The sequence below is a fragment of the Stenotrophomonas sp. C3(2023) genome (assembly GCF_032911385.1).
GTDB lineage: Bacteria > Pseudomonadota > Gammaproteobacteria > Xanthomonadales > Xanthomonadaceae > Stenotrophomonas.
This window is the reverse complement of the sequence record NZ_JAWJLO010000001.1, coordinates 2384007-2403847: the sequence shown is the minus strand read 5'-3', so window position 1 is coordinate 2403847 and position 19841 is coordinate 2384007. Positions and strand designations below refer to the sequence as shown.

Genomic DNA, 19841 nt, shown 5'->3' with positions numbered 1-19841 from the left:
GGCTGAGCGGTGCCCGCCCTGGGCGGGCACCGTGTCGGCATCACTTCAGCTCGGCGGCCCAGTAGGCTTCGATCTGGCTGACCAGCTCGGCCGGCAGCGGCACGTAGTGCAGTGCACTGGCCTGGGCCTGGCCGTTCTCGAAGGCCCACTTGAAGAACGCCAGGGCATCCTGGTTGCGCTTGGCATCCTTGGGCTGCTTCTTCATCAGCATGAAGTTGGTGGCGGTGATCGGCCACGCCTGCTCACCGGGTGCATTGGTGATGACCAGGTTGAAATCCTTGGCGCTGGCCCAGTCTGCGCTCGCGGCAGCCGCAGCGAAGGTGTCGGCGCTGGGTTCAACCCAGTTGCCGGCGGCGTTCTGCAGCGAGGCGTACGGCATGGCGTTCTGCAGCGCGTAGGCCAGCTCTACATAGCCGATGGCGCCCTTGATCTGCTTCACGTAGCTCGCCACACCCTCGTTGCCCTTGCCGCCGACGCCGCCGCTCCACTGTACCGAGGTGCCTTCGCCGGCGCCGTTCTTCCAGGCCGGGCTGACCTTGGACAGGTAATTGGTGAAGTTGAACGTGGTGCCCGAACCATCGGAGCGGTAGACGACGGTGATCTTGCCTGCCGGCAGGTTCACGCCCGGGTTCACGGCGGCCAGCGCAGGGTCGTCCCAGGTGCTGATCCTGCCGGCGAAGATGTCGGCCAGCAGGGCGCCGGTCAGCCGCAGCTTGCCCGCTTCCAGGCCTTCGATGTTGGCCACCGGCACTACGCCGCCGATCGCCGACGGGAACTGGACCAGGCCTTCCTGCGCCAGTTCTTCGCTGCTCAACGGTTTGTCGGAGGAGCCGAAATCGACCGTGCCGGCCTTGATCTGCGCGATGCCGCCGCCGGAGCCGATGGACTGGTAGTTGATCCGGGCGCCCGTGGCGGCGTTGTAGTCGGCCGACCATCGGGAAACCAGCGGGAAGATGAAGGAGGCGCCGGCGCCCGACACTTCGGCCGACACCCGGTCTCCTGCGGCCGGTGCGGCGGCGCTGGCATCGGTGGGCGGCTGCGGGGCAGCCTGCTTGTCGCCACAGGCCGACAGGCCCAGCGCAATGGCCAGGGAAAGGGCGGCAAGGCCGGCCGGGTGCAGTTTCATGCGTCACTCCATAGCGGGGTAGGGCCGGGCGTTCCGGCGGTTGCGGCTATGAAATGATGTTTTTGTTACAGCCTGATGACGTTGATGACAGGCATGACCCCGATCACGCTCTGACAAGGCTTTCATGCCCCCGGCCGGCGTCGGCGGCGCGGATTGTTCCGGGTTCGCATCCCCCGACTGCGCGGTGATCAGCGCGTTGTGGGCAGGCTTGGCAACGACTCATGAAACGCAGAACGGGCGCATGACCGGTGGGGTCACACGCCCGGGAGGCACCGGCAGGGGGAGAGAGTCCCTGCCGCTGCCCGGCCTGCGGGGGCCTTTTTCGGCGGATCAGTACTTCAGGTTCTGCGACCAGTAGGTCTCGATCTGGCGGACCAGCGGGTCCGGCAGCGGCACGTAGTCCAGCGAGCGGGCCTGCGCATCGCCATTGGTGTACACCCACTTGAAGAAGTCCTGCGCGGCCTTGGCGCTGGCGGCATTGCGCGGCTGCTTCTGCATCAGGATGAAGTTGGTCGCGGTGATCGGCCACGAATCGTTGCCCGGTGCGTTGGTCATCACCAGGTGGAAGTCACGCGTCGCGCCCCAGTTGGCGCTCGCGGCGGCAGCGGCGAAGGACGCATCCGAGGGCTGCACGAAGCGACCGGCGGCGTTGCGCATCTGCGCATGGGCCAGACGGTTCTGCAGGGCGTAGGACAGTTCGACGTAGCCGATGCCGCCCTTGATCTGGCGCACGTAGGCGGCCACGCCCTCGTTGCCCTTGCCACCGATGCCGGCCGGCCACTGCACCGAGGTGCCTTCGCCGACCTTGCTCTTCCACTCCGGGCTGACCTTGGACAGGTAGTTGACGAAGTTGAAGGTGGTGCCCGAACCGTCGGAGCGGTGCACGATGGTGATGCGCAGGTCGGGCAGGTTCAGGCCGCTGTTGAGCGCAGCGATGGCCGGGTCATTCCACTTCCTGATGTTGCCCAGGAAGATGTTGGCCAGCACCGCGCCATCGAGCTTGAGCGCGCCCGGTGCAACGCCCTGCACGTTGACCACCGGCACCACGCCGCCGATCACCGAGGGGAACTGCACCAGGCCGGCTGCAGCCAGTTCTTCCGGCTTGAGCGGTGCGTCGGAGGAACCGAAGTCAACGGTGCGCGCCTTGATCTGCGCAATGCCACCGCCGGAACCGATGGACTGGTAGTTGACCTGCTTGCCGGTGGCGGCCTTGTAGTCGGCCGACCACTTGGACATTACCGGAAAGATGAAGGAAGCACCCGCGCCGGTCACATCGTTGGCGTTGGCGGCAAAGACACACGACACGGCCAGCATGGCGATGGCGGCGCGCGACTTGAAGGCGTGGATCACGGGAACGGCTCCTGGGTGGTCGACAGGCGGCTGCCCGTCGTGACGGTGCACATTCCATAACCGTTTGATGACGCCGCAGCGTCACCTGCATGTCCGAACCGTGACAGCCCGAGGCGGGCACCCCATCGCCGTCTGCCGGCACGGCAAGGCGTGCGTGTCATCGCGTTGTCATCCATCCGGCATCGGACCGTCATCAACGCCGATGACCATTTAACGCATCTTTGACGGACCGTTCATGCTCTGACCAGGAGCGGCACCGGCAGAGCCAGTTGTTCAACTGACCCTTACCCGGAGAGCTTTCCCATGCGTCATTCCCTTCTGGCTGCCGCGCTCGGCGTCGCCATGGGCACCACCAGTCTTACCGCTGCCGCTGCCCACACGCGTGACCAGCAGATTGCCGAACTGCGTGACCAGCTGGCGGCCATGCAGGCCAAGCTGGTGGAGCTGGAAGAACGTGATGACGCGCAGTCGGGCGTCAACATCGATACCGCCGAAGCGCTGGACAAGCTGGTCAACAATGCACCGAAGATCGAAACCAAGGGCGGCCTGAAGGTCACCTCGGCCGACAAGAAATTCGAGGTCTCGGTCGGTGGCCGCATCCACTTCGATGCCTATGCTTTCGACCGCGACATCGCCGATACCACCGGCACCACCGAATTCCGCCGTGCCCGCCTGACCCTGGCCGGCAAAGCCTACGGGTGGGAATACAAACTGGAACAGGACTTCTCGGCCGGCAGCAACCTCGACGGCCTGCGCGATGCCTACCTGGCACGCTCCGCACTGGGCGGCAGGTTCACCATTGGTCACTTCAAGCCGTACCGCGCGATGGAGGAACTGACCAGTTCCAACGAACTGCTGATGATGGAGCGCCCGTTTGCCTCGGCGACCGGTCTGTTCAGCGGTCGCCAGTTCCAGCAGGGTGTGGGCTACCAGCGCGCCGGTGACAACTACACCGCCGGCCTGAGCGTGTTCAACCTGCGTGGCGCGGCGGCCAGCCGCAACGAGGGCACCGGTGTGGCGGGCCGCGTGACCTTTGCGCCGATCAACACCGACGACCGCACCCTGCATCTGGGCGCCTGGTTCAGCCGCGAAGATGCCAACAAGGGCTCGGCCGACCTCGTTGCCAGCTCCAGTTATGCCGGCCGTCGCGGTCCGTCGCAGACCATCGCCACCACCACCGGCGCCAGCCGCAATACCGTGGACGTCTACGCGGTCGAGGCTGCCGGTTCGTTTGGTCCGGCCTTCTTCCAGGCCGAGTACGCCGATGCCACCTTCGGCCAGCCCGGCGGCCGGGACCAGGACGTCACCACTTATTACGTGCAGGGCAGCCTGATGCTCAACGGCGGTCACAAGGCCTACAAGCCGGCCACCGGTGTGTTCGCTTCGCCGAAGGTCGCCGACAAGGGCCTGTGGGAACTGACCGCACGTTACGACAATGCCGAGAACGAGACGCTCAACCGCGAAGTGAGCAGCTGGCTGATGGGTGTGAACTACTACGTCAATCCCAACCTGCGCTTCATGCTTAACTACACCAAGGGTGACAACGAGGTCACCGGCGACAGGACCGGCCAATACGCACTGCGTACCCAGTTCGCCTGGTAACACGCGTCAGCGGGTCTGCTGTGAAACAAGCCCCTGGCATCGCCGGGGGCTTTTCTGTACTGGTCGTGCGTCAGGACGGCGGCGTCTTGTCTTTGAACCGGCACAGGTCGACGATGACGCAGTTGGGGCAATCCGGCTTGCGCGCCTTGCAGACGTAGCGTCCGTGGAGAATCAGCCAATGGTGCGCATCGAGCAGAAATTCAGCCGGGATGACCCGCAGCAGGGCATCCTCCACCGCACGCACGTCCTTGCCCGGCGCCAGCCCGGTGCGGTTGGCGACCCGGAAGATGTGGGTGTCGACGGCCATCGCCGGTTCGCCGAAGGCGGTGTTGAGCACCACGTTGGCGGTTTTGCGTCCGACGCCGGGCAGGGCCTCCAGGGCCTCGCGCTCACGGGGTACCTCGCCCCCGTGCCTTTCCAGGAGCATCGCGCAGGTGGCGATGACGTTTTTGGCCTTGGCATTGAACAGGCCGATGGTCGCAATGTAGGGCTTCAGACCGTCTTCGCCCAACGCAATCATCGCTGCGGGGGTGTTGGCCACCGGAAACAGGCGACGGGTGGCCTTGTTGACGCCCACATCGGTCGCCTGTGCCGACAGTGCCACGGCCACCAGCAGTTCGAAGGGGCTGCTGTATTCCAGCTCGGTCTTCGGATGCGGATTGAGCTCGCGCAGACGGGTGAACATCTCCACCACGTCGGCGCGCGGCATCTTCGAGGGGCGCCGCGCCGGCGCGCGCGCGGCCGCCATCAGGGCTGACCGCCAGCGGCGCGCGCCTTGGCCCGCGCCAGAATGGCCGCTGCGGCCGAGGGGAGTACCACCTTGCCGTCCGGCGGCGGAGGCGGCGGACGACGTGCGTCGCGTTCGGCCTGTCTGCGCGCCAGGCGCACGGCTCTATCGCGGTAACGCTCACGGGCCTGCCATGCAGCGCGCAGCCGTGCCTGCGTCTGCAGCAGCGTCTGCGGCAGTTCGGGGTGGCCCGGAACGCACAGGGTGTCGTCAGGAGCAGGCCGGTATTCCATCAGGCCGGCGGCCAGTGCGGCATCAAGGTCATCTGCCTGGACCTGGGCAAACAGCGCGGCAGGCTTGGGATTACGGGTCATGTTCAGCGGGTCGTGTGGGGCGGAGCAGTGGGGAGCAGACCGGTGTCGGCACCAACCAGGAGGTGGGGACGACGTTAACTCTCAGAAAACGTTAAAAAAAAGTGATATTGAACTCCTTCAGATTTTCTCTGTCGAAGCATGCGTCGTTAGTGGCGGTTCACGGTCTCCACGGCTATGCTAACCCGTCGCCTCAGGGCGGCGAATTGATATTTCTGACCAACCGCTCCCTGAGTTACCACCCCTGGAGAATTGTTTGATGAAGTTGCGTTCTATCGCGGTCGCCGTCGCGGCCCTGGCCCTGACGGGCAATGCCTTCGCCCAGGACATCACGTCCGAAAAGGGCAAGCTGAGCTACTACTTCGGTTACGACTACGGCAACAACCTGGCGGAGCTGACCGGTCGTGGTGAGCAGCTGGACATCAACTCGGTGGTGAAGGGTCTGCAGGACGCCTACGCCAAGAAGCAGCCGGGCATCACTGCCGACCAGCTGCGTCCGGCGGTTGAAGCGTTCCAGCAGCGCGAGCAGGCTCGTGCCCAGGCTGCCAAGGCCGAGTACGACAAGGCTGCCGCTGACAACAAGACCAAGAGCACCCAGTTCCTGACCCAGAACCGCGCCAAGTCCGGCGTGCAGACCCTGGCCAGCGGCGTGCAGTACCGCGTGATCGAGTCCGGCAGCGGCGCCAAGCCGACCCAGGCCAGCACCGTGCAGCTGGAAGTGGCCGGCCCGTTCCCGTACGGCGAGCGTCCGAGCGAAGCCCGTCCGGCCCAGCAGATCCCGGCGATCAAGGTCAGCGAGGTCGAAATGAAGGCCATGCGTGACACGCTGCTGCAGATGCCGGCCGGTTCGAAGTGGGAAGTTACCCTGCCGCCGGAACAGGCGTACGGGGCCGACCCGCGCACCCCGTTCCCGCCGAACGTGGCCGTGCAGTTCGAGATCAAGCTGGTCAGCGTCAAGTAATCTGCTGCGCTCGACCCGAAACGCCGGTGCTGTGCACCGGCGTTTTTTTGTGCCTGCGACGCGGCCGCCGCGCAGGCGGTCCCACCCGCGGCAGGTACCGGCGCGCCGTCCGCAACTAAGCCCGCGTTCGCCTTTTCGCCCCGCTTTCGCGCTACTGTTGCCGGGTGCACTCAAAGGAACCTGCGGCGCGTGTCGTGCCATCCCCCTGTATCGGTGTCTGCGCGCTGGACATGCACCAGCACTGCAGCGGCTGCCTGCGCCATATCGACGAAATCGCCGGCTGGCCTTCAATGAGCGCCACGCAGCGCAGCCACATCCTGCACAAGGTGCTGCCCCTGCGCGAGCAGCTGCGGCAGTCACTGCGGGGCCCGCTCGCCGACCACGCGCGTCTGCTGCAGGCATTGCATCCGCTCGACCATGTCCCGCAGGGCGATGGCTGGAACCGCAGTGAGCTTGATGACCTGCTGCCGTCCGGCCCGCTGGTGGAAGCGGCCGTGCTGGCCGGCATCGTGCCGCGTGCCGATGGGGCCCAGGTGATCCTGACGCGTCGCACCGAGACGCTGCGGCAGCATGGCGGGCAGGTTGGTTTTCCCGGCGGCCGCACTGAACCGGACGACCGCGACGCGGTGGCGGCAGCGCTGCGCGAAAGCCAGGAAGAAATCGCCCTGCCGGCCGATCAGGTGCAGGCGCTGGGGTATCTGGACCCGTTTGTGACGATCACCGGCTACCGCGTCACCCCGGTGGTTGCGGTGGTCGACCCGGATTTCGTGCCGGTCGCGCAGCCCAGCGAGGTCGCCGAGGTCTTCGAGGTGCCGCTCGATTATCTGATGGCGCCGGAAAACCTGCGCCAGGTGGAAATCAATCATCGTGGCCGCGTGCGTCATGTCCTGGAATATGCCTGGCCCGGCCAGCGCATCTGGGGCGCGACCGCTGCCATTCTGTACAACCTGCGACGTCGCCTGGAGCAACTGCCATGACCGTGATCGAACTGCCTTGGACCACGCTTGTCGATGCGAACAGCCTGGCGGCTGTGCTCGCCGAACCGCCACCCGGAGCCGATGCGATCCGGGTGATCGATGCACGTTTCTCGCTGGCCGATCCGCGGGCGGGTCGCGCGCTGCATGCGGCCGGGCACCTGCCGGGTGCCGTTCATGCCGACCTCAACGAGGATCTCTCCGACCTGTCGCGCATCGGCCATGGTCGTCACCCGCTGCCGGACAGTGAGGCGTTCAGCGCCACGCTGGGCCGCTGGGGTATCGGCCCGCAGACCCAGGTGGTGGTGTATGACGCGGCCGACGGCAGCATGGCCGCTGCGCGGCTATGGTGGCTGCTGCGCCTGCTGGGCCATCGCCGTGCAGCGGTGCTCGATGGCGGCTTCGCGGCGTGGCAGGCGCAGGGTCTGCCGGTGACCGATCGTGCGGCCGCGCCGTCCGCGCTCGCTCCGTATCCGGGCCGGTTCGACATGCAGCAGGTGGCCGGCAGCGAGGAGATCGCCAACCGGCTCAAGCACGCTCCGGGCTGGCTGGTGGATGCGCGTGCGCCGGAGCGGTTCGGCGGTGAGGTCGAGCCGCTGGACCCGGTTGCGGGCCACGTGCCCGGCGCGGTGAACCGTCCTTTCGCGCTGAACGTGCAGGACGGACGGATGCGGCCGGCCGACGAGCTCAGAGCGGAGCTGCAGGCGGTGATCGGCGCACATCAACCGACGCAGGTGGTGCTGATGTGCGGCTCGGGCGTCACTGCCTGCCATCTGGCGCTGGCGATGGAACATGCCGGTCTGGCGGGTGCGCGCATCTATGCCGATTCCTGGAGCGGCTGGGTCGCCGACCGCACCCGACCGGTGGCGTGCAGCGGCTGAGTGTGGCCGCAGGGTACGGCGCTGCCAATACTGCGCCGGTGACGCAGTCGACGTGCCTGCAGTGGCGACGCGTGCGTGAGGTGGCGCCACGCCCAGCGAAAAACGTGACGCGAATTGGGTAGCAATGTGCGCCCGCGCGCAGTTGCGGCCATTGGTCGTTTCCGGATTGTTTGCCTGATATCTCCGCGGGGCACGATCGGATTTCCTTCCACTCTGGAGATCGCTCGTGACTCGACGCATTTCTTATGCCATCGCGCTGGCCGCACTGGCTGCCATCAGCGCACCGGTCCTGGCGCAGCAGGCGCAACCCCCGTTGCAGCAGGTCGACTTCCCGGAACTGGCCATCGGCGAAACGGCGGTGGTGCGCATCAAGGTACCGGCGTCGACCGCCACCAGCGGCGCGATCCAGATCTACGCCGTCGACCTTGTCGACCATCCGGGCCTTGGTCTGCAGGTGCTGGACATCGACTGTGGCGAGCCCGGCTTCACCGGCGTGCACTGGGATGATGACAGCTACGTCGGCTGCGTGCAGGTCAAGGGCGCACCGCACCAGGCGTTCACCATGCTGGTGGCGGTACGCAACCAGAGCGCGGCGGCCGGCAAGGTGACGGTCCCGGACGCGCTGGTTTCACTGGAAGGCCAGCGCACCACGAAGACGGCTTTGCTGCTGCAGAGTCTGGGCGACTGATCCGGGCTGCTCCGCCTGTTGCCGGGGCCGCCCTCAGTCTCCCCCGGGCCACCGCCGCAGGCGGGTGGCCGCCAGCACGCGCGACCACGGAAACAACGGACCCGGGTCGCGCTTGCGCGCCACGTTGATCGCCGGATCATCGCTGGCCGCCACCTGTTCCAGGTCCAGCTGGTCGTGACCGGCAATCGTGTGCAGGCCTGGGTACCGGGTCTGCAGCGCCTGCAGCAGCGCTTCCAGCGCCTGCAGCTGCGCCTCGGGATAGGCTTCGCCCATGCCCTGATGGCGGCTGTCGAACCAGTCCGGGTAGCGCCCGCTGTTGACCAGCTCGATGCCGATGCTCTCGGCATTCATGCCGCGCACGTGGTGAGCGATCCGTTCCGGTGCCACGTACTGCACCACGCTGCCGTCGCGGTCGATGTAGAAGTGCCCGCTGTTGCCGGTGCCGCTGTCATACAACACGCGCTCGCCGTACGCGCGGGCCGTTGCGAGGTCGGGCAGTTCGGTGCAGTGAATCACCACCAGCTGCACTGCACTGCTGCGGCGCTCGGCCAGGCGGTCGTGGTAGGGGAGGGGCTGCAGACGCAGGCCGGGCAACAACGGGGTAGGCATGCGACGATGCTAGCACTAGCATGAGCGCATGAAATCCCTCTCTTCCCCCGCGCGGGCGCGCCGATGAGCCGCGGCCATTGCATTCTCTCCCACGGCTTTGAAAGCGGCCCGGACGCCACCAAGGTCACCGCGTTGGCCGACGTGGCGCAGTCGCTGGGCTGGACCCACGAGCGTCCTGATTTCACCGATCTCGATGCGATGCAGGCGGTCAGCCGGGTGGGCGATGTGCCCGCCCGGTTGCAGCGGCTGATCGCGCTGGCCACCGCGGCGGCCGCGCGCGGGCCGGTGGTGCTGGCCGGCTCCAGTCTGGGCGCCTACATCTCGGCCATCGCGTCGCTGCAGGTGCCAGTGGCCGGCCTGTTCCTGATGGTGCCGCCGACCACGATGGGCCCGATGCCCGCGCTGGATGCGGCCGATGTGCCCACCAGCGTGGTCCATGCCTGGCATGACGAGCTGATCCCGGTCGCCGAGGTGATCGGCTGGGCCCAGCGGCGCAGTGCGCCGCTGCTGCTGCTGGACGACGGCCACCGGCTCGCCAACCACGTGCAGGCCTCGGCGGACGCCTTTGCGGCACTGCTGCGCCGGCTGTGAACAGCGCCCTGCGCACCCCGACGGGGCGGCCGCGGCCACATTGACTACAATGGGGCTGCCGCTGCCGTTGGCGCGGACCCCTCGGCCGTGCCTGCGGCCCCCACTTCTGCGCGTCATGGCGGCCAGCCGTGCGCCGACCATCGGTGACTTCATCCCGTGAACTTCTTCGTTTCCTGCGCCAAGGGCCTCGAATACCTGCTTGCCGACGAGCTGTCGGCCCTGGGCCTGGCCAAGGCCACCGCGACCATCGCCGGTGTCAACGCCGAGGGCGAGCTGGCCCAGGCCCAGCGCATCGTGCTGTGGTCACGGCTGGCCAGCCGCGTGTTGTGGCCGATCGCCGAGTTCGAGTGCCCCGACGAGGACGCGCTGTATCACGGCATCCGCGCCTTGCCGTGGCACCAGCACCTGCTGCCCGAGCACACCCTGGCGGTGGACGCCCATGTGTCCGGTGACAGGATCACCCACGCGCGGTTTGCTGCCCAGCGGATCAAGGACGCCATCGTCGACCGCATGCGCGGTGAAGGGCTGGAGCGTCCGTCGGTCAACACAGACCTGCCGGATGTGCGCGTCAACCTGTCGCTGCGCAAGGGGCGGGCCAGTGTCTCCATCGATCTTGGTGGCGGCCCACTGCACCGGCGCGGCTGGCGCGGCGCGGCGCACGAGGCGCCGTTGAAGGAGAACCTGGCCGCCGCGCTGCTGCTGCGCGGCCAGTGGCCCAGGCTGCATGCCGCCGGTGGCGGTCTGCTCGACCCGATGTGTGGCAGTGGCACCCTGCTGATCGAAGGCGCGCTGATGGCCGCGGATGTGGCGCCCGGGTTGATGCGCCACGGCAGCCTGCCGCCAAGCCGCTGGCTCGGCTTTGACAAGGCCGGCTGGAAAGCGCTGCTGGCCGAGGCACGCGAGCGTGAGAGCGCGGGTCTGGCGGCGTTGCAGCCTGTCATCCAGGGCAGTGACATCGATCCGCTGGCGATCGAGGCGGCCCGCGAGAATGCCGAGGTCGCCGGCGTGGCCCACGCCATCCGCTTCACCCGCGCCGACGTAGCCGATCTGGCAGCGCCGCCGCAGGCGATCGGCTGCGTGGTCTGCAATCCGCCGTACGACGAGCGTCTGGCCGCCGACCCGGCGTTGTACCGTGCATTGGGCAGCGCGCTGCAGAAGGCGGTGCCGCAGTGGCGCGCCAGCCTGCTGTGCGGCAATGAAGAACTGGCCTTCGCCACGGGTCTGCGCGCTGGCAAGAAGTATCAGATGTTCAACGGCGCGCTGGAGTGCGCGCTGATCGTCTGCGACCCCGTGGCCGTGCCGGGGCGCGACCCGGCACAGCCACGCGAGCTCAGCGAAGGCGCGCAGATGGTGGCCAACCGCCTGCGCAAGAACCTGAAGAAACTCAAGAGCTGGCGCGCGCGCGAGAACATCACCTGCTTCCGCGCCTACGATGCCGACCTGCCCGAGTACGCAGCCGCCATCGACGTCTACGAAGAGGATGGCGGCAAGCGCCGTACGTTCCTGCATGTGCAGGAATACGCGGCACCGGCCGCCATTCCGGAGAACGACGTGCGTCGGCGCCGCAACGAGCTGCTGTCGGCCGCCCGCGAGGTCTTTGGCGTGCCGCCGGAGCAGGTGGCGATGAAGTCGCGCGAGCGCGGCAAGGGCGGCAGCAAGTACGGGCGCTTCGAGCAGCGCGAGGAGTTCATCACCGTGCGCGAGAACGACGCGTTGCTGCAGGTGAACCTGTTCGACTACCTGGACACCGGCCTGTTCCTGGACCATCGCCCGCTGCGCCGGCAGATGGCGGGCGAGGTGCGCGGCAAGCGCTTCCTCAACCTGTTCTGCTACACCGGTGTGGCCAGCGTGCAGGCAGCGGTGGCCGGGGCGGCGAGCACCACCAGCGTCGACCTGTCGGCCACCTACCTGCAATGGTGCTATGACAACCTGGCCTTGAACGGGCAGGGCGGCAGCCAGCATCTTCTCGTGCAGGCCGATGCGATGGCGTGGCTGGAAGCCGACCGTGGTCAGTACGACGTGATCTTCTGTGACCCGCCGACGTTTTCCAATTCGTCGCGGGCAGAGGACTTCGACGTGCAGCGCGAGCAGGTGCGGCTGCTGCGTGCAGCGGTCGAGCGGCTCTCACCTGAGGGCGTGCTGTATTTCTCCAACAACTTCCGCCGTTTCAAACTGGAAGAGAACGCGATTGCCGGCTTCGCGCGTTGCCGCGAAATCTCCGCCAGGACCATCGCTCCGGATTTCGAGCGCAACGCCCGCATCCATCGCGCCTGGGAGCTCAAGCGGCTGCCGTGACGGCACGCTGTGGTAGAGCCGACCCCACGGTCGGCTGCTCTTCGGAAGGGTCACGCCAGCGCGGCCAGCAGGCCGATGATCGGAAGCACCCAGGCCGCCGGCACGATCCAGCGCGGACGGTAGGGATACAGTCCAAGGGCCAACAGCATGCCGGACACCGTCATTGCGCCCAACCACAGCACCGGCCCCTGTGCCCAGCCATGGTCGACCACGCTCAGCGCGAAGGCGACGGTCAACAGCGCCCAGCCGGCGAGCTGCCACAGTCGTCGCCGCGTCACCGAGGCGGCTTGCCTGCCATGCAGCTCGAGCTGGTGTTTTTCCATCGCAAACGACAGGGCGGTGAAAGCCGAAAAGCTCAACCCCAGCGCCAGGATCATCATGCCCGTGCTCCCGACGCGGACGCAGCGGCAGCTGCCGCGCGCTTCTTCTTTTCCGCAGCGCTCAGCGCCGGCTGCCAGATCTGCATGCGCCAGCCGCACAGCGCCAGCATCGCGCCGAACGCCAGCATCGACAGGTCAATGCCAGCCAGCGCCCAGTCGCCGTTGCGCAGCGTCACACCCAGGTGCGCACCGGTGGTCAGGGCGTTGACCACCGGCACCAGTGCAAAGGCAGCCGCACCGATGTACAGCTGCCAGGCCCACATCAAGCGCCGTGGCCAGACGAAGGCGGCGAACAGCGCCGTGCCCCAGGCGTAGAAGAACACATCGGCCTCCGCGCTGGCTCGCTCGGCCATCCCCAGCGGCAACAGCCGGTTGCCCCAGAAATAGGCGGCAAATGCGATCGGCAGGCCCGCGACAGCGCCGATGTTCAGCGCATCGACCAGGCGCAGGCCGAAGCCGATGCGGCCCCGTTTGGCATGCTTGGGGCGTTCCTTCACTGCCCACAGCACCACACCGCTTGCGACCATCAGGCAGCCAGCCAGGCCGGAGAGAAAGAACAGGGCGCGCAGGCCCCAGTCAGCGAAGCGGGCCAGGTGCAGCCCGTACAGGACGCCGCGTGTTGCGGTGGCGGCACCGGATGCCGGCGTCTGCTCCAGCAGGCGACCGCTGACCATGTCATAGCGCAGCGCGGGTGTATCGATGGAAAGCCGTCGGCCATCGCGCTGCTGGATGTCGATCACTGCATTGGCCGCGCCTGGATGGGTAACGCTGAAGCCCGCCACGTCCTGGCCTTTCCAGTGCGCCCGCGCGCTGTCCAGCAGCTGTGCGATCGGCATCGGCGTGGCGCGACCCTCGGCCACGGTGGTCACTTCACTCATGCCGCCAAACGCTTCGGCGTAGAACGCGGCTTCGTCCTGCGGATAGGCCACCTTCACCCCCCACGGCAGGTACATGATCATCAGCGTCACGATGCCGGTGTAGGTGATCATCGCGTGGTAGGGCAGCCCCATCACCGCGCTGACGTTGTGGAAATCGAGCCAGGAGCGCAGCCCCTTGTCTTTGCGGAAGGTGAAGAAGTCCTTGAATATTTTCTTGTGGGTGATGACCCCGGTGATGATCGCCACCAGCATGAACATCGCGCAGAACCCAACCAGGTAACGCGCCCACATCACCGGAATGTAGTGCAGGTCGAAATGCAGGCGGTAGAAGAAGTCGCCGCCGCGGGTTTCGCGCGACTGCAGCGGCTCGCCGCTGGCGGGGTCGAGCGTGGCATTGCCAAAGCGCCCGCGACGCCCCTTGCTGGGGTCCGCCAACGCCTCGGGATTGCGCCAGAACGCGGTCATCGCGGGGTTGCGTGGCTGCGGCAGCGTGACAAACCAGGTCTCTGCCTGGCCAGCGCTGGCCTGAAGGAACTGTACGGCGTGCCCGGCGGCCGCGTCGGTGCTCACCGTGCTGCGAGGCAGCTCCGGACGCATCCAGCGGCTGATCTCCTCGCGGTAATAGCTGGCGGTGCCCGCCATGAAGATCAGCAGCAGCAACCAGCCGACCAGCAGGCCGGTCCAGGTGTGCAGCCAGGCCATCGATTGGCGGAATCCGTTTTTCATGTCCAGGCCCCCAGCAGCCAGGCAATGACGGCCATCACGGCCGTCGGCAGTGCGATGCCCACCCAGGCCCGCAGTGCGCTGCGTGTGGCGAACGCCCAGAGCGCAGCGCCGGCTGCTGCCAGAATGGCCAGCAGCATGCCGGTCAGCACGGCCTGGCCGCGCGCGCCGGTCCACACCACCGCGCAGAACACGCTGGTCATGGCGGCCAGGGCGTAGCCGCCGAAGATGGCGGCCATGCTGCGCCAGAACACATCCCAGGCGGGGTGGGCGAGGAAGGCCGCCACGCGGCGCGGCGGCACGGCGGCGGGGCTGCTGGAGTTCATGCTGGCGGTGTCTGGCGAGCTGTCCACGAGGTACCTGGTTGAATGCGGGCTGCGATGTTGCAAGGAACCGGTGCACCGCGTGCGCCGGCAGAGGCCATCCCTGGCCAGCCGCTGGCCACGCCGCCAGCGGCATCCATCAGGTCAGAGCTTCCAGCGCAGGGTCAGGGTGACGTTGCGCGGTTCGCCCCAGTAAACGCCTTGGTAGAAGCCGACGTTGTTGTAGTACTTTTTGTCCAGCAGGTTGCTGATGTTCACCTGCGCGCTGAAGTTTTCGTTGAAGCGGTAGCCGCCGGCCAGGTTGACCAGGTAGTACGCAGGCTGGGTGATGTTTTCCTTGCTGCGGTCCGCCTTGGTGCTGGTGTTCCAGATCCTGTCCTGCCAGGTCACACCGCCGCCCAGCCAGTAGCGGCCGTCGATGCCGCCCGGGCGCCAGCTGGCGTTGAGACGCAGCATGTCGTGCGGGGTGGTGGTCTTCAGCAGGACGCCGCCGCGGTTGCGGATCGTGGTGTGCGAGTAACCCGCAGAGAGGTTCCAGCTCTCGCCGATGCTGCCCTGGGTTTCCAGCTCCCAGCCTTTGACCTTGTTGCCTTTGCCGCTCGACCGATAGGCCTGGTCGCCGTTGGGCAGGGAGTTCGCCGGGACCGAGTCGTCGATCTCGGCGACATTGTCCTGCTCACCCTCGAACACCGCGGCGGATGCATTGAGCAGGCCATCGAAGAACTCGGCCTTGAGGCCCGCTTCGTACATCCTGCCGACCACCGGCTCCAGATAGGTGTTGTTCCGGTCGCGGTAGTTCTGCGGCTGGAAGATATCGGTGTAGCTCACATAGCCGCTGAAGATGCTGTTGAAATCGTAGACAAGGCCGGCATACGGAGTAAACGAGTTCTCCGGCTTGTAACCGCTGCGCACGGTGCTGGTCAGATTGCCTGCATCGTCGTGGTTGTAGCGCCACGACGTGGTTTCCCAGCTGCCATAGCGGGCACCGAGCACCGCCAGCAGGGGATCGGCCAGCTGCAGGCGCGCAGCCAGATATGCCGCACGCTGGCGCAGTTCATTGGCCGAGCCGAGGTAGCCCAGCCGGGTCACCGGCAGGCGCGGCACATCGCCGGTCCAGTTGCGCCAGTCCGGCACCATGGCATACGCATCGTCGTAGTCGAAGTCGGTGGCTTCCGATTCACCCTTGCGCAGCGACTGACCGACGCCGAACACCAGCTCGTGCTCGCGGCCGAACAGCTTGAACGGGCCGCCGAGGTTGACGTCGAACACGTCCATCGTGCTGGTTTCGTTGAAGTGCGAGATGAAGGCGCTGACCCCGGTGCCGTCGGCGCGCGGATAGCCCGACGCGCCGTACCAGACGCTGCCGTCGGTATCGCGGTCGGCGTGGGTGTAGGTGCCCTTGAGGGCCCAGCCGCTGCCCAGTTGTTGCTCGACGCGCGCAAAGCGGGTCTTTTCGATGATCGGCCAGGCGCTCCACGAGGCCGACAGATTGGTCGAGCGTGGCAGGTTGGCCGGCTTGCCGTCAGCCCCCCAATAGGGCACCACGCCCCAGGTCACGCCGGTGGTGCGGGGCGACTGGTATTCGTAGCCCACTTCGAACAGCGTGCTGTCGGTCAGGTCAGCCTGGACGATGCCGTAGAACACGTCCTTGTCCAGTTTGTAGACGTCGCGGAACGCGTCGCTCTGCTGTTTGGCGGCGACCACGCGCGCGCGGATGCGACCATCCCAGGCGACCGGGCCGCCCAGGTCGGCTTCCAGGCGCTGGTTGCCCCAGCGGCCGACGGTGAGGTTGGCGCCGGCCTGGAAGGTGTCGGTCGGCCGCTTGCGCACGAAGCTGATGGTGCCCGACGGGTCGCCGGCGCCGGTGGTCAGGCCGGTGGCGCCGCGGATCACTTCAATGCGCTCATAGATCACATTGTCGGTGTTGGTCTTGATCGACCCACCGAAGGTGTTGAGCATGCCATCGACCTGGAAGTTGGTGATGTTGTAGCCGCGCGACACGTAGTTGATGCGCTCGCTGTCAGTCACCAGCACCTGCACCCCGGTGACCTGGCCCATCACATCGGACAGCGAGAACAGCCCCATGTCGTCCAGCCGCTGGCGGGTGATCACGGTCATCGACTGCGGGGTCTGGCGCAACGACAGGTCCAGGCGGGTGGCGGTGTTGGCGGACTTGACGGTGTAGCTGTTGGGAATCTCACCCTTGGCGGTGACCTGCACCGCGTCCAGCGTGCGCGCATCTGGTGCAGGCTCGGCGCGGGCCGCTGGGCTGTGCAGCAGGCCGGCGACGGCCAGTGCCAACAGGGTGGGAACGGGGAGGGTAGCGCGCAGCATCATTGGTTGCTTGTCCATGCAGTTGAAAAAGGGCGATGGAAGCAACGGCAGCGCCATGCGCATGCACACCGGCAAACCGGCGCCCGCTCCCATCGACGCACTGGCGAGCCAGTGCGGCATCAGTCGGGGAGTACACGGGGCGGTAACGAAGGACCCGGAGGTCGGTGTCTGGCTGGGCGTACTTCAGCCGTTAAATGATAAGTATTCGCATTTGGTTAAGCAAGGGTTTTCATCTCCGTGGCGTGCTCCCTCCGCAAAGGAACACGCCTGCCGTGCCGGGCGCGGCGGTGCTCAGGGCGCCCGGTTGGTGTAATAGCCCGAGCACGTCCGCCTGCCGTTGCGGGTCAGGTTGAACACGCGGCAGCTGGTTTCGTAGCTGTTGCCGGTGGCCGCGATACGGAACCCGTTGAGGGTGACGCCGTTGAGGTGGACAGGGCGTCCGTTGTAGCGCAGCGACCAGTGCTGGTGCGGGCCGGTGGAGAAGCCGCCGTTGCACAAGGCCTGGCGCATCGTGTTGGCCGGGTTGGCGATGGCGGCGCCGACCTCAAGCTGGGCACCGGTCTGCGGCTGCATGTTGCCCAGGTGATAGTAGACCGTGGAGTAACCGCCGCCGTGCACGACCTCGGCCATGCACGAGGAATGCCGTTTGAAGGTGCCGTCGGCCGATGCAGCAACCCAGTAATTGCTCTGGTTGCTGCCCCATGCTCCCTGCACGAAGAAATCGATGGCGTTCATCGGATACCGGCCGGAGCCCGAATCGCCATGGGCGCCCCCGACGTGCCAGCGTTTGCCTTCCGGCCATGGAAAGCGCAGCAGGTCAGCGGGCGGCAGCGTATCGGCTCTGGCGTCTGCCGCACGGTCCGAGGACGGGAGCGAGGCCACGCGCGCGCTGCCGAACAGGCGCGCGTAGGTGCGCTGGAAATCATCGCCTGCCGCCTGCAGGGTTGCCGACGGCGGCGCCGGCGCGAGCAACATCAGCGTCTGCAGGGGATTGCCTCTGGCCAGACGCACCGGGCCGGTGGCGCTGCTCTGGCCGATGTCGAACATCGAATCGGCCAGACGCAGTGCGACTTCGCGCGTCTGCGCACTGAAGCCTGACACTTCCACCAGCGTGCCGAACGGGCGCCGCAGGGTCTCACGGTCGAGCGGGCGCCGCGTCAGCACGCCGGTCTGCTGCTCCATCAGCGCCAGCAGTACGCGGGGACTCACCGCGCTGTAGCCTGCCCAGTGCGCAATGACCTCGGCCTGCGCGGACAGATGCGGCGCATGCTGCGACAGCCAGTCAGCGGTGTCGAAGGTGAACATCTCATCATGAGTGTAGACGAGCGCGTCGGCCGACACCGGCGGCAGCGCCGGTGCAGCCGCAGCGGTGGTGGCACAGCTGGCCAGGGCCAGCGGAACGAGAAAACGGATCAGCTTCATGGCGGTCCTCTTCGCGACAGACGTGCGGATGCACGGCAGGCGGCGATGCTAGACAGCCACGGCACCCTCGTCGCAGCCAGGCATCACAGTCTGGTCCACCAACGACACAAGCCATGATGTCAGCGCATGACGCAGACAGCGCTTATGTCGCACCGTTCATGTCTGGAACGCGCTCGCCGCCGCGTGCAGCAGCAGACCGATCAGGCCGCCGACCACGGTGCCATTGAACCGGATGAACTGAAGGTCGCGGCCGACGCTGAGTTCCAGCTGTTCGACCAGGTGCTTTTCATCCCAGCCTCTGACGGTCTGGGCGATGTGGGCGGTAACGCCGTCGCGCAGCCGGGAGGTCAGGCGCTGTGCACCTTCAAGCAGGTGCTCGTTCAGCGCATCGCGCAGCGCGGGGTCGGCCTGCAGGCTGCTGCCCAGCGACGCCAGGCCACGCTGCAGATGCCCCATCAGCGCTGAATCGTCGCGTTCAAGGTCGGTGCGCAAGCTGGTGTGTATACGGCTCCACAGGCCTTGCACGTACTGTTGCAGGGCCGGGTGATCGATCATTTCCTGCTTGAGCTGCTCGATCCGCTCGGCCAGCGCCGGGTCCTGACGCAGGCGCTGGATGTAATCGGAGAGCCAGCGTTCGTAATCCTGCCGCAGCGGGTGTCCGGGCTCGGCAAGCACCTGCTGCAGTTCCTCCAGCACCGCACGCGCCAGGCGTTCGGCCAGGCTGTCGCCGATTTCGTCGATCGGTTTGACCCAGTTGACGGTGCTGGAGAGCGTCGGCCACTCGCGCTGGATGTAGCGGACGATCAGCTGCGAGGCACGCTCCTTGACGGCCGGCTGGTCCAGCCACCGGGCCAGGCGCTGCAGCCCTTCATCCAGCACGCGCTGGTGACGGCCGTCAGCGGTGAGCAGGCCGAGCAGCTCGCCAGCCGTGCTGGCCGCGTTCCATTGCCGCAGCTGCTGCACCACGAACCCGTGCAGCTGCCGACGGACAGCGGCTTCATCGAAGAAGTCCAGCGCCTGCAGTGCCCAGCCGCGGGCCATGTCGGCCAGCATCCGTGCGCGTACCGGGTCGGCCAGCCAGCTGCCCAGCCGGCTGGCCGGGTCGAATACCTTCAGACGCGCCAGCAGGCTGGCTGGCTCCAGAAACTGATCGCGCACGAACACAGCAAGGCTGTCACCGATGCGGTCCTTGCCGCGCGGAATGATGGCGGTGTGCGGAATGGGCAGGCCCAGCGGCCGCCGGAACAGGGCAACCACGGCGAACCAGTCGGCCATCGCACCCACCGCGCCCGCCTCGCAGAAGGCCGACACCCACGCCCAGATACCGCGCTCGCCCTGCCAGTGACTGACCGCAAACCCGGCCAACATCAACAACAGCAGCACCAGCGCCCAGGCTTTCAGGCGTCGCAGCTGAGCGCGGCGCGGATCGTCGGCAGAGTCCATGCACACAGTCTGGCGCGCTCGGCCCGGCCGGGCAACACCGGCGGGGCGCTGCGGGCAGGTCACGACCGTTGGTCGACACGCTCAGACAAGAAAACAAAGCCGGTGCAACTGCGGGGCGACCAACGGTCGTCACCTGCCAGAAGCACGCGCCCCGGCAGCTGCT

18 protein-coding genes are annotated in these 19841 nt (G+C 67.0%); 7 read left to right on the top strand and 11 right to left on the bottom strand.

Translation table 11 applies throughout. The features are described 5' to 3' along the window. Positions 1-40 precede the first annotated feature (40 nt). Together pstS (RZA67_RS10835) and pstS (RZA67_RS10830) are read right to left on the bottom strand one after the other, a co-directional pair. Positions 41-1126 (bottom strand): phosphate ABC transporter substrate-binding protein PstS, encoded by a 1086-nt coding sequence (gene pstS, locus RZA67_RS10835; protein ID WP_317212757.1) that lies wholly within the window; start codon positions 1124-1126, stop codon positions 41-43. 330 nt (positions 1127-1456) lie between these two features. Continuing rightward, positions 1457-2476: a phosphate ABC transporter substrate-binding protein PstS gene (gene pstS / locus RZA67_RS10830; protein WP_317212756.1), complete on the bottom strand. Its 1020-nt coding sequence runs from the start codon at positions 2474-2476 to the stop codon at positions 1457-1459. Between the two features lie 303 nt (positions 2477-2779). On the opposite strand from pstS (RZA67_RS10830), the gene RZA67_RS10825 reads away from it, so the two are divergent. After that, positions 2780-4078, top strand: a complete 1299-nt coding sequence (locus RZA67_RS10825; protein ID WP_317212755.1) for a porin — start codon at positions 2780-2782, stop codon at positions 4076-4078. Positions 4079-4148: 70 nt separating this feature from the next. Here RZA67_RS10825 and nth read toward each other — a convergent pair whose 3' ends face one another. Beyond that, the gene (gene nth, locus RZA67_RS10820) at positions 4149-4826 is read right to left on the bottom strand and encodes an endonuclease III (RefSeq protein ID WP_317212754.1); all 678 of its coding nucleotides are present in this window, start codon (positions 4824-4826) and stop codon (positions 4149-4151) included. Beyond that, complete coding sequence (locus tag RZA67_RS10815; protein WP_317212753.1) at positions 4826-5179, bottom strand: hypothetical protein; 354 nt, start codon at positions 5177-5179, stop codon at positions 4826-4828. Before RZA67_RS10815 ends, nth begins: the two co-directional genes overlap by 1 nt. Positions 5180-5435: 256 nt before the next feature. On the opposite strand from RZA67_RS10815, the gene RZA67_RS10810 reads away from it, so the two are divergent. From RZA67_RS10810 to RZA67_RS10795, 4 genes are all read left to right on the top strand, one after another. After that, on the top strand, positions 5436-6137 hold the full coding sequence (locus RZA67_RS10810; RefSeq protein WP_317212752.1) for an FKBP-type peptidyl-prolyl cis-trans isomerase: 702 nt from the start codon (positions 5436-5438) through the stop codon (positions 6135-6137). Positions 6138-6331: 194 nt separating this feature from the next. Further along, positions 6332-7114 carry a CoA pyrophosphatase gene (locus RZA67_RS10805; protein ID WP_317212751.1) on the top strand — a complete coding sequence of 261 codons (783 nt, stop codon included), beginning with the start codon at positions 6332-6334 and terminating at the stop codon, positions 7112-7114. After that, positions 7111-7992, top strand: coding sequence for a sulfurtransferase (locus tag RZA67_RS10800; protein WP_317212750.1), 882 nt, complete (start codon positions 7111-7113; stop codon positions 7990-7992). The genes RZA67_RS10805 and RZA67_RS10800 overlap by 4 nt, the downstream gene beginning before the upstream one ends. Before the next feature lie 226 nt (positions 7993-8218). Next, a complete protein-coding gene (locus RZA67_RS10795; RefSeq protein WP_317212749.1) occupies positions 8219-8680 on the top strand; it encodes a hypothetical protein in 462 nt (153 codons plus the stop codon). A gap of 33 nt (positions 8681-8713) precedes the next feature. On the opposite strand, the gene RZA67_RS10790 is transcribed toward RZA67_RS10795, so the two are convergent. Further along, positions 8714-9289: an N-acetylmuramoyl-L-alanine amidase gene (locus RZA67_RS10790; protein ID WP_317212748.1), complete on the bottom strand. Its 576-nt coding sequence runs from the start codon at positions 9287-9289 to the stop codon at positions 8714-8716. A 63-nt stretch (positions 9290-9352) separates the two neighbouring features. Between RZA67_RS10790 and RZA67_RS10785 the strand changes: the two genes are divergently transcribed. Both RZA67_RS10785 and rlmKL read left to right on the top strand, forming a co-directional pair. Next, positions 9353-9880: a hypothetical protein gene (locus RZA67_RS10785; protein WP_317212747.1), complete on the top strand. Its 528-nt coding sequence runs from the start codon at positions 9353-9355 to the stop codon at positions 9878-9880. A gap of 156 nt (positions 9881-10036) precedes the next feature. Then, positions 10037-12175, top strand: coding sequence for a bifunctional 23S rRNA (guanine(2069)-N(7))-methyltransferase RlmK/23S rRNA (guanine(2445)-N(2))-methyltransferase RlmL (gene rlmKL / locus RZA67_RS10780; RefSeq protein ID WP_317212746.1), 2139 nt, complete (start codon positions 10037-10039; stop codon positions 12173-12175). 50 nt (positions 12176-12225) lie between these two features. Here rlmKL and RZA67_RS10775 read toward each other — a convergent pair whose 3' ends face one another. From RZA67_RS10775 to RZA67_RS10750, 6 genes are all read right to left on the bottom strand, one after another. Then, positions 12226-12555 carry a DUF3325 domain-containing protein gene (locus tag RZA67_RS10775; RefSeq protein WP_317212745.1) on the bottom strand — a complete coding sequence of 110 codons (330 nt, stop codon included), beginning with the start codon at positions 12553-12555 and terminating at the stop codon, positions 12226-12228. Then, a complete protein-coding gene (locus RZA67_RS10770) occupies positions 12552-14159 on the bottom strand; it encodes a PepSY-associated TM helix domain-containing protein (RefSeq protein ID WP_317212744.1) in 1608 nt (535 codons plus the stop codon). Before RZA67_RS10770 ends, RZA67_RS10775 begins: the two co-directional genes overlap by 4 nt. Beyond that, the gene (locus RZA67_RS10765; protein WP_317212743.1) at positions 14156-14482 is read right to left on the bottom strand and encodes a DUF3649 domain-containing protein; all 327 of its coding nucleotides are present in this window, start codon (positions 14480-14482) and stop codon (positions 14156-14158) included. The genes RZA67_RS10770 and RZA67_RS10765 overlap by 4 nt, the downstream gene beginning before the upstream one ends. A 141-nt stretch (positions 14483-14623) precedes the next feature. Beyond that, positions 14624-16831, bottom strand: coding sequence for a TonB-dependent siderophore receptor (locus RZA67_RS10760; RefSeq protein WP_317212742.1), 2208 nt, complete (start codon positions 16829-16831; stop codon positions 14624-14626). Between the two features lie 273 nt (positions 16832-17104). Continuing rightward, on the bottom strand, positions 17105-18235 hold the full coding sequence (locus RZA67_RS10755; RefSeq protein ID WP_317212741.1) for a M23 family metallopeptidase: 1131 nt from the start codon (positions 18233-18235) through the stop codon (positions 17105-17107). A 156-nt stretch (positions 18236-18391) separates the two neighbouring features. Then, positions 18392-19678 carry a DUF445 family protein gene (locus RZA67_RS10750; protein WP_317212740.1) on the bottom strand — a complete coding sequence of 429 codons (1287 nt, stop codon included), beginning with the start codon at positions 19676-19678 and terminating at the stop codon, positions 18392-18394. Positions 19679-19841 lie beyond the last annotated feature (163 nt).

What these genes read in the sequence shown, in the direction of transcription:
- pstS (WP_317212757.1), bottom strand. Translation starts at nt 1,126, where the DNA reads ATGAAACTGCACCCGGCCGGCCTTGCCGCCCTTTCCCTGGCCATTGCG.
- RZA67_RS10825 (WP_317212755.1), top strand. Translation starts at nt 2,780, where the DNA reads ATGCGTCATTCCCTTCTGGCTGCCGCGCTCGGCGTCGCCATGGGCACC.
- nth (WP_317212754.1), bottom strand. Translation starts at nt 4,826, where the DNA reads ATGGCGGCCGCGCGCGCGCCGGCGCGGCGCCCCTCGAAGATGCCGCGC.
- RZA67_RS10815 (WP_317212753.1), bottom strand. Translation starts at nt 5,179, where the DNA reads ATGACCCGTAATCCCAAGCCTGCCGCGCTGTTTGCCCAGGTCCAGGCA.
- RZA67_RS10810 (WP_317212752.1), top strand. Translation starts at nt 5,436, where the DNA reads ATGAAGTTGCGTTCTATCGCGGTCGCCGTCGCGGCCCTGGCCCTGACG.
- RZA67_RS10800 (WP_317212750.1), top strand. Translation starts at nt 7,111, where the DNA reads ATGACCGTGATCGAACTGCCTTGGACCACGCTTGTCGATGCGAACAGC.
- RZA67_RS10790 (WP_317212748.1), bottom strand. Translation starts at nt 9,289, where the DNA reads ATGCCTACCCCGTTGTTGCCCGGCCTGCGTCTGCAGCCCCTCCCCTAC.
- RZA67_RS10785 (WP_317212747.1), top strand. Translation starts at nt 9,353, where the DNA reads ATGAGCCGCGGCCATTGCATTCTCTCCCACGGCTTTGAAAGCGGCCCG.
- RZA67_RS10775 (WP_317212745.1), bottom strand. Translation starts at nt 12,555, where the DNA reads ATGATGATCCTGGCGCTGGGGTTGAGCTTTTCGGCTTTCACCGCCCTG.
- RZA67_RS10770 (WP_317212744.1), bottom strand. Translation starts at nt 14,159, where the DNA reads ATGAAAAACGGATTCCGCCAATCGATGGCCTGGCTGCACACCTGGACC.
- RZA67_RS10765 (WP_317212743.1), bottom strand. Translation starts at nt 14,482, where the DNA reads ATGAACTCCAGCAGCCCCGCCGCCGTGCCGCCGCGCCGCGTGGCGGCC.
- RZA67_RS10760 (WP_317212742.1), bottom strand. Translation starts at nt 16,831, where the DNA reads ATGGACAAGCAACCAATGATGCTGCGCGCTACCCTCCCCGTTCCCACC.
- RZA67_RS10755 (WP_317212741.1), bottom strand. Translation starts at nt 18,235, where the DNA reads ATGAAGCTGATCCGTTTTCTCGTTCCGCTGGCCCTGGCCAGCTGTGCC.
- RZA67_RS10750 (WP_317212740.1), bottom strand. Translation starts at nt 19,678, where the DNA reads ATGGACTCTGCCGACGATCCGCGCCGCGCTCAGCTGCGACGCCTGAAA.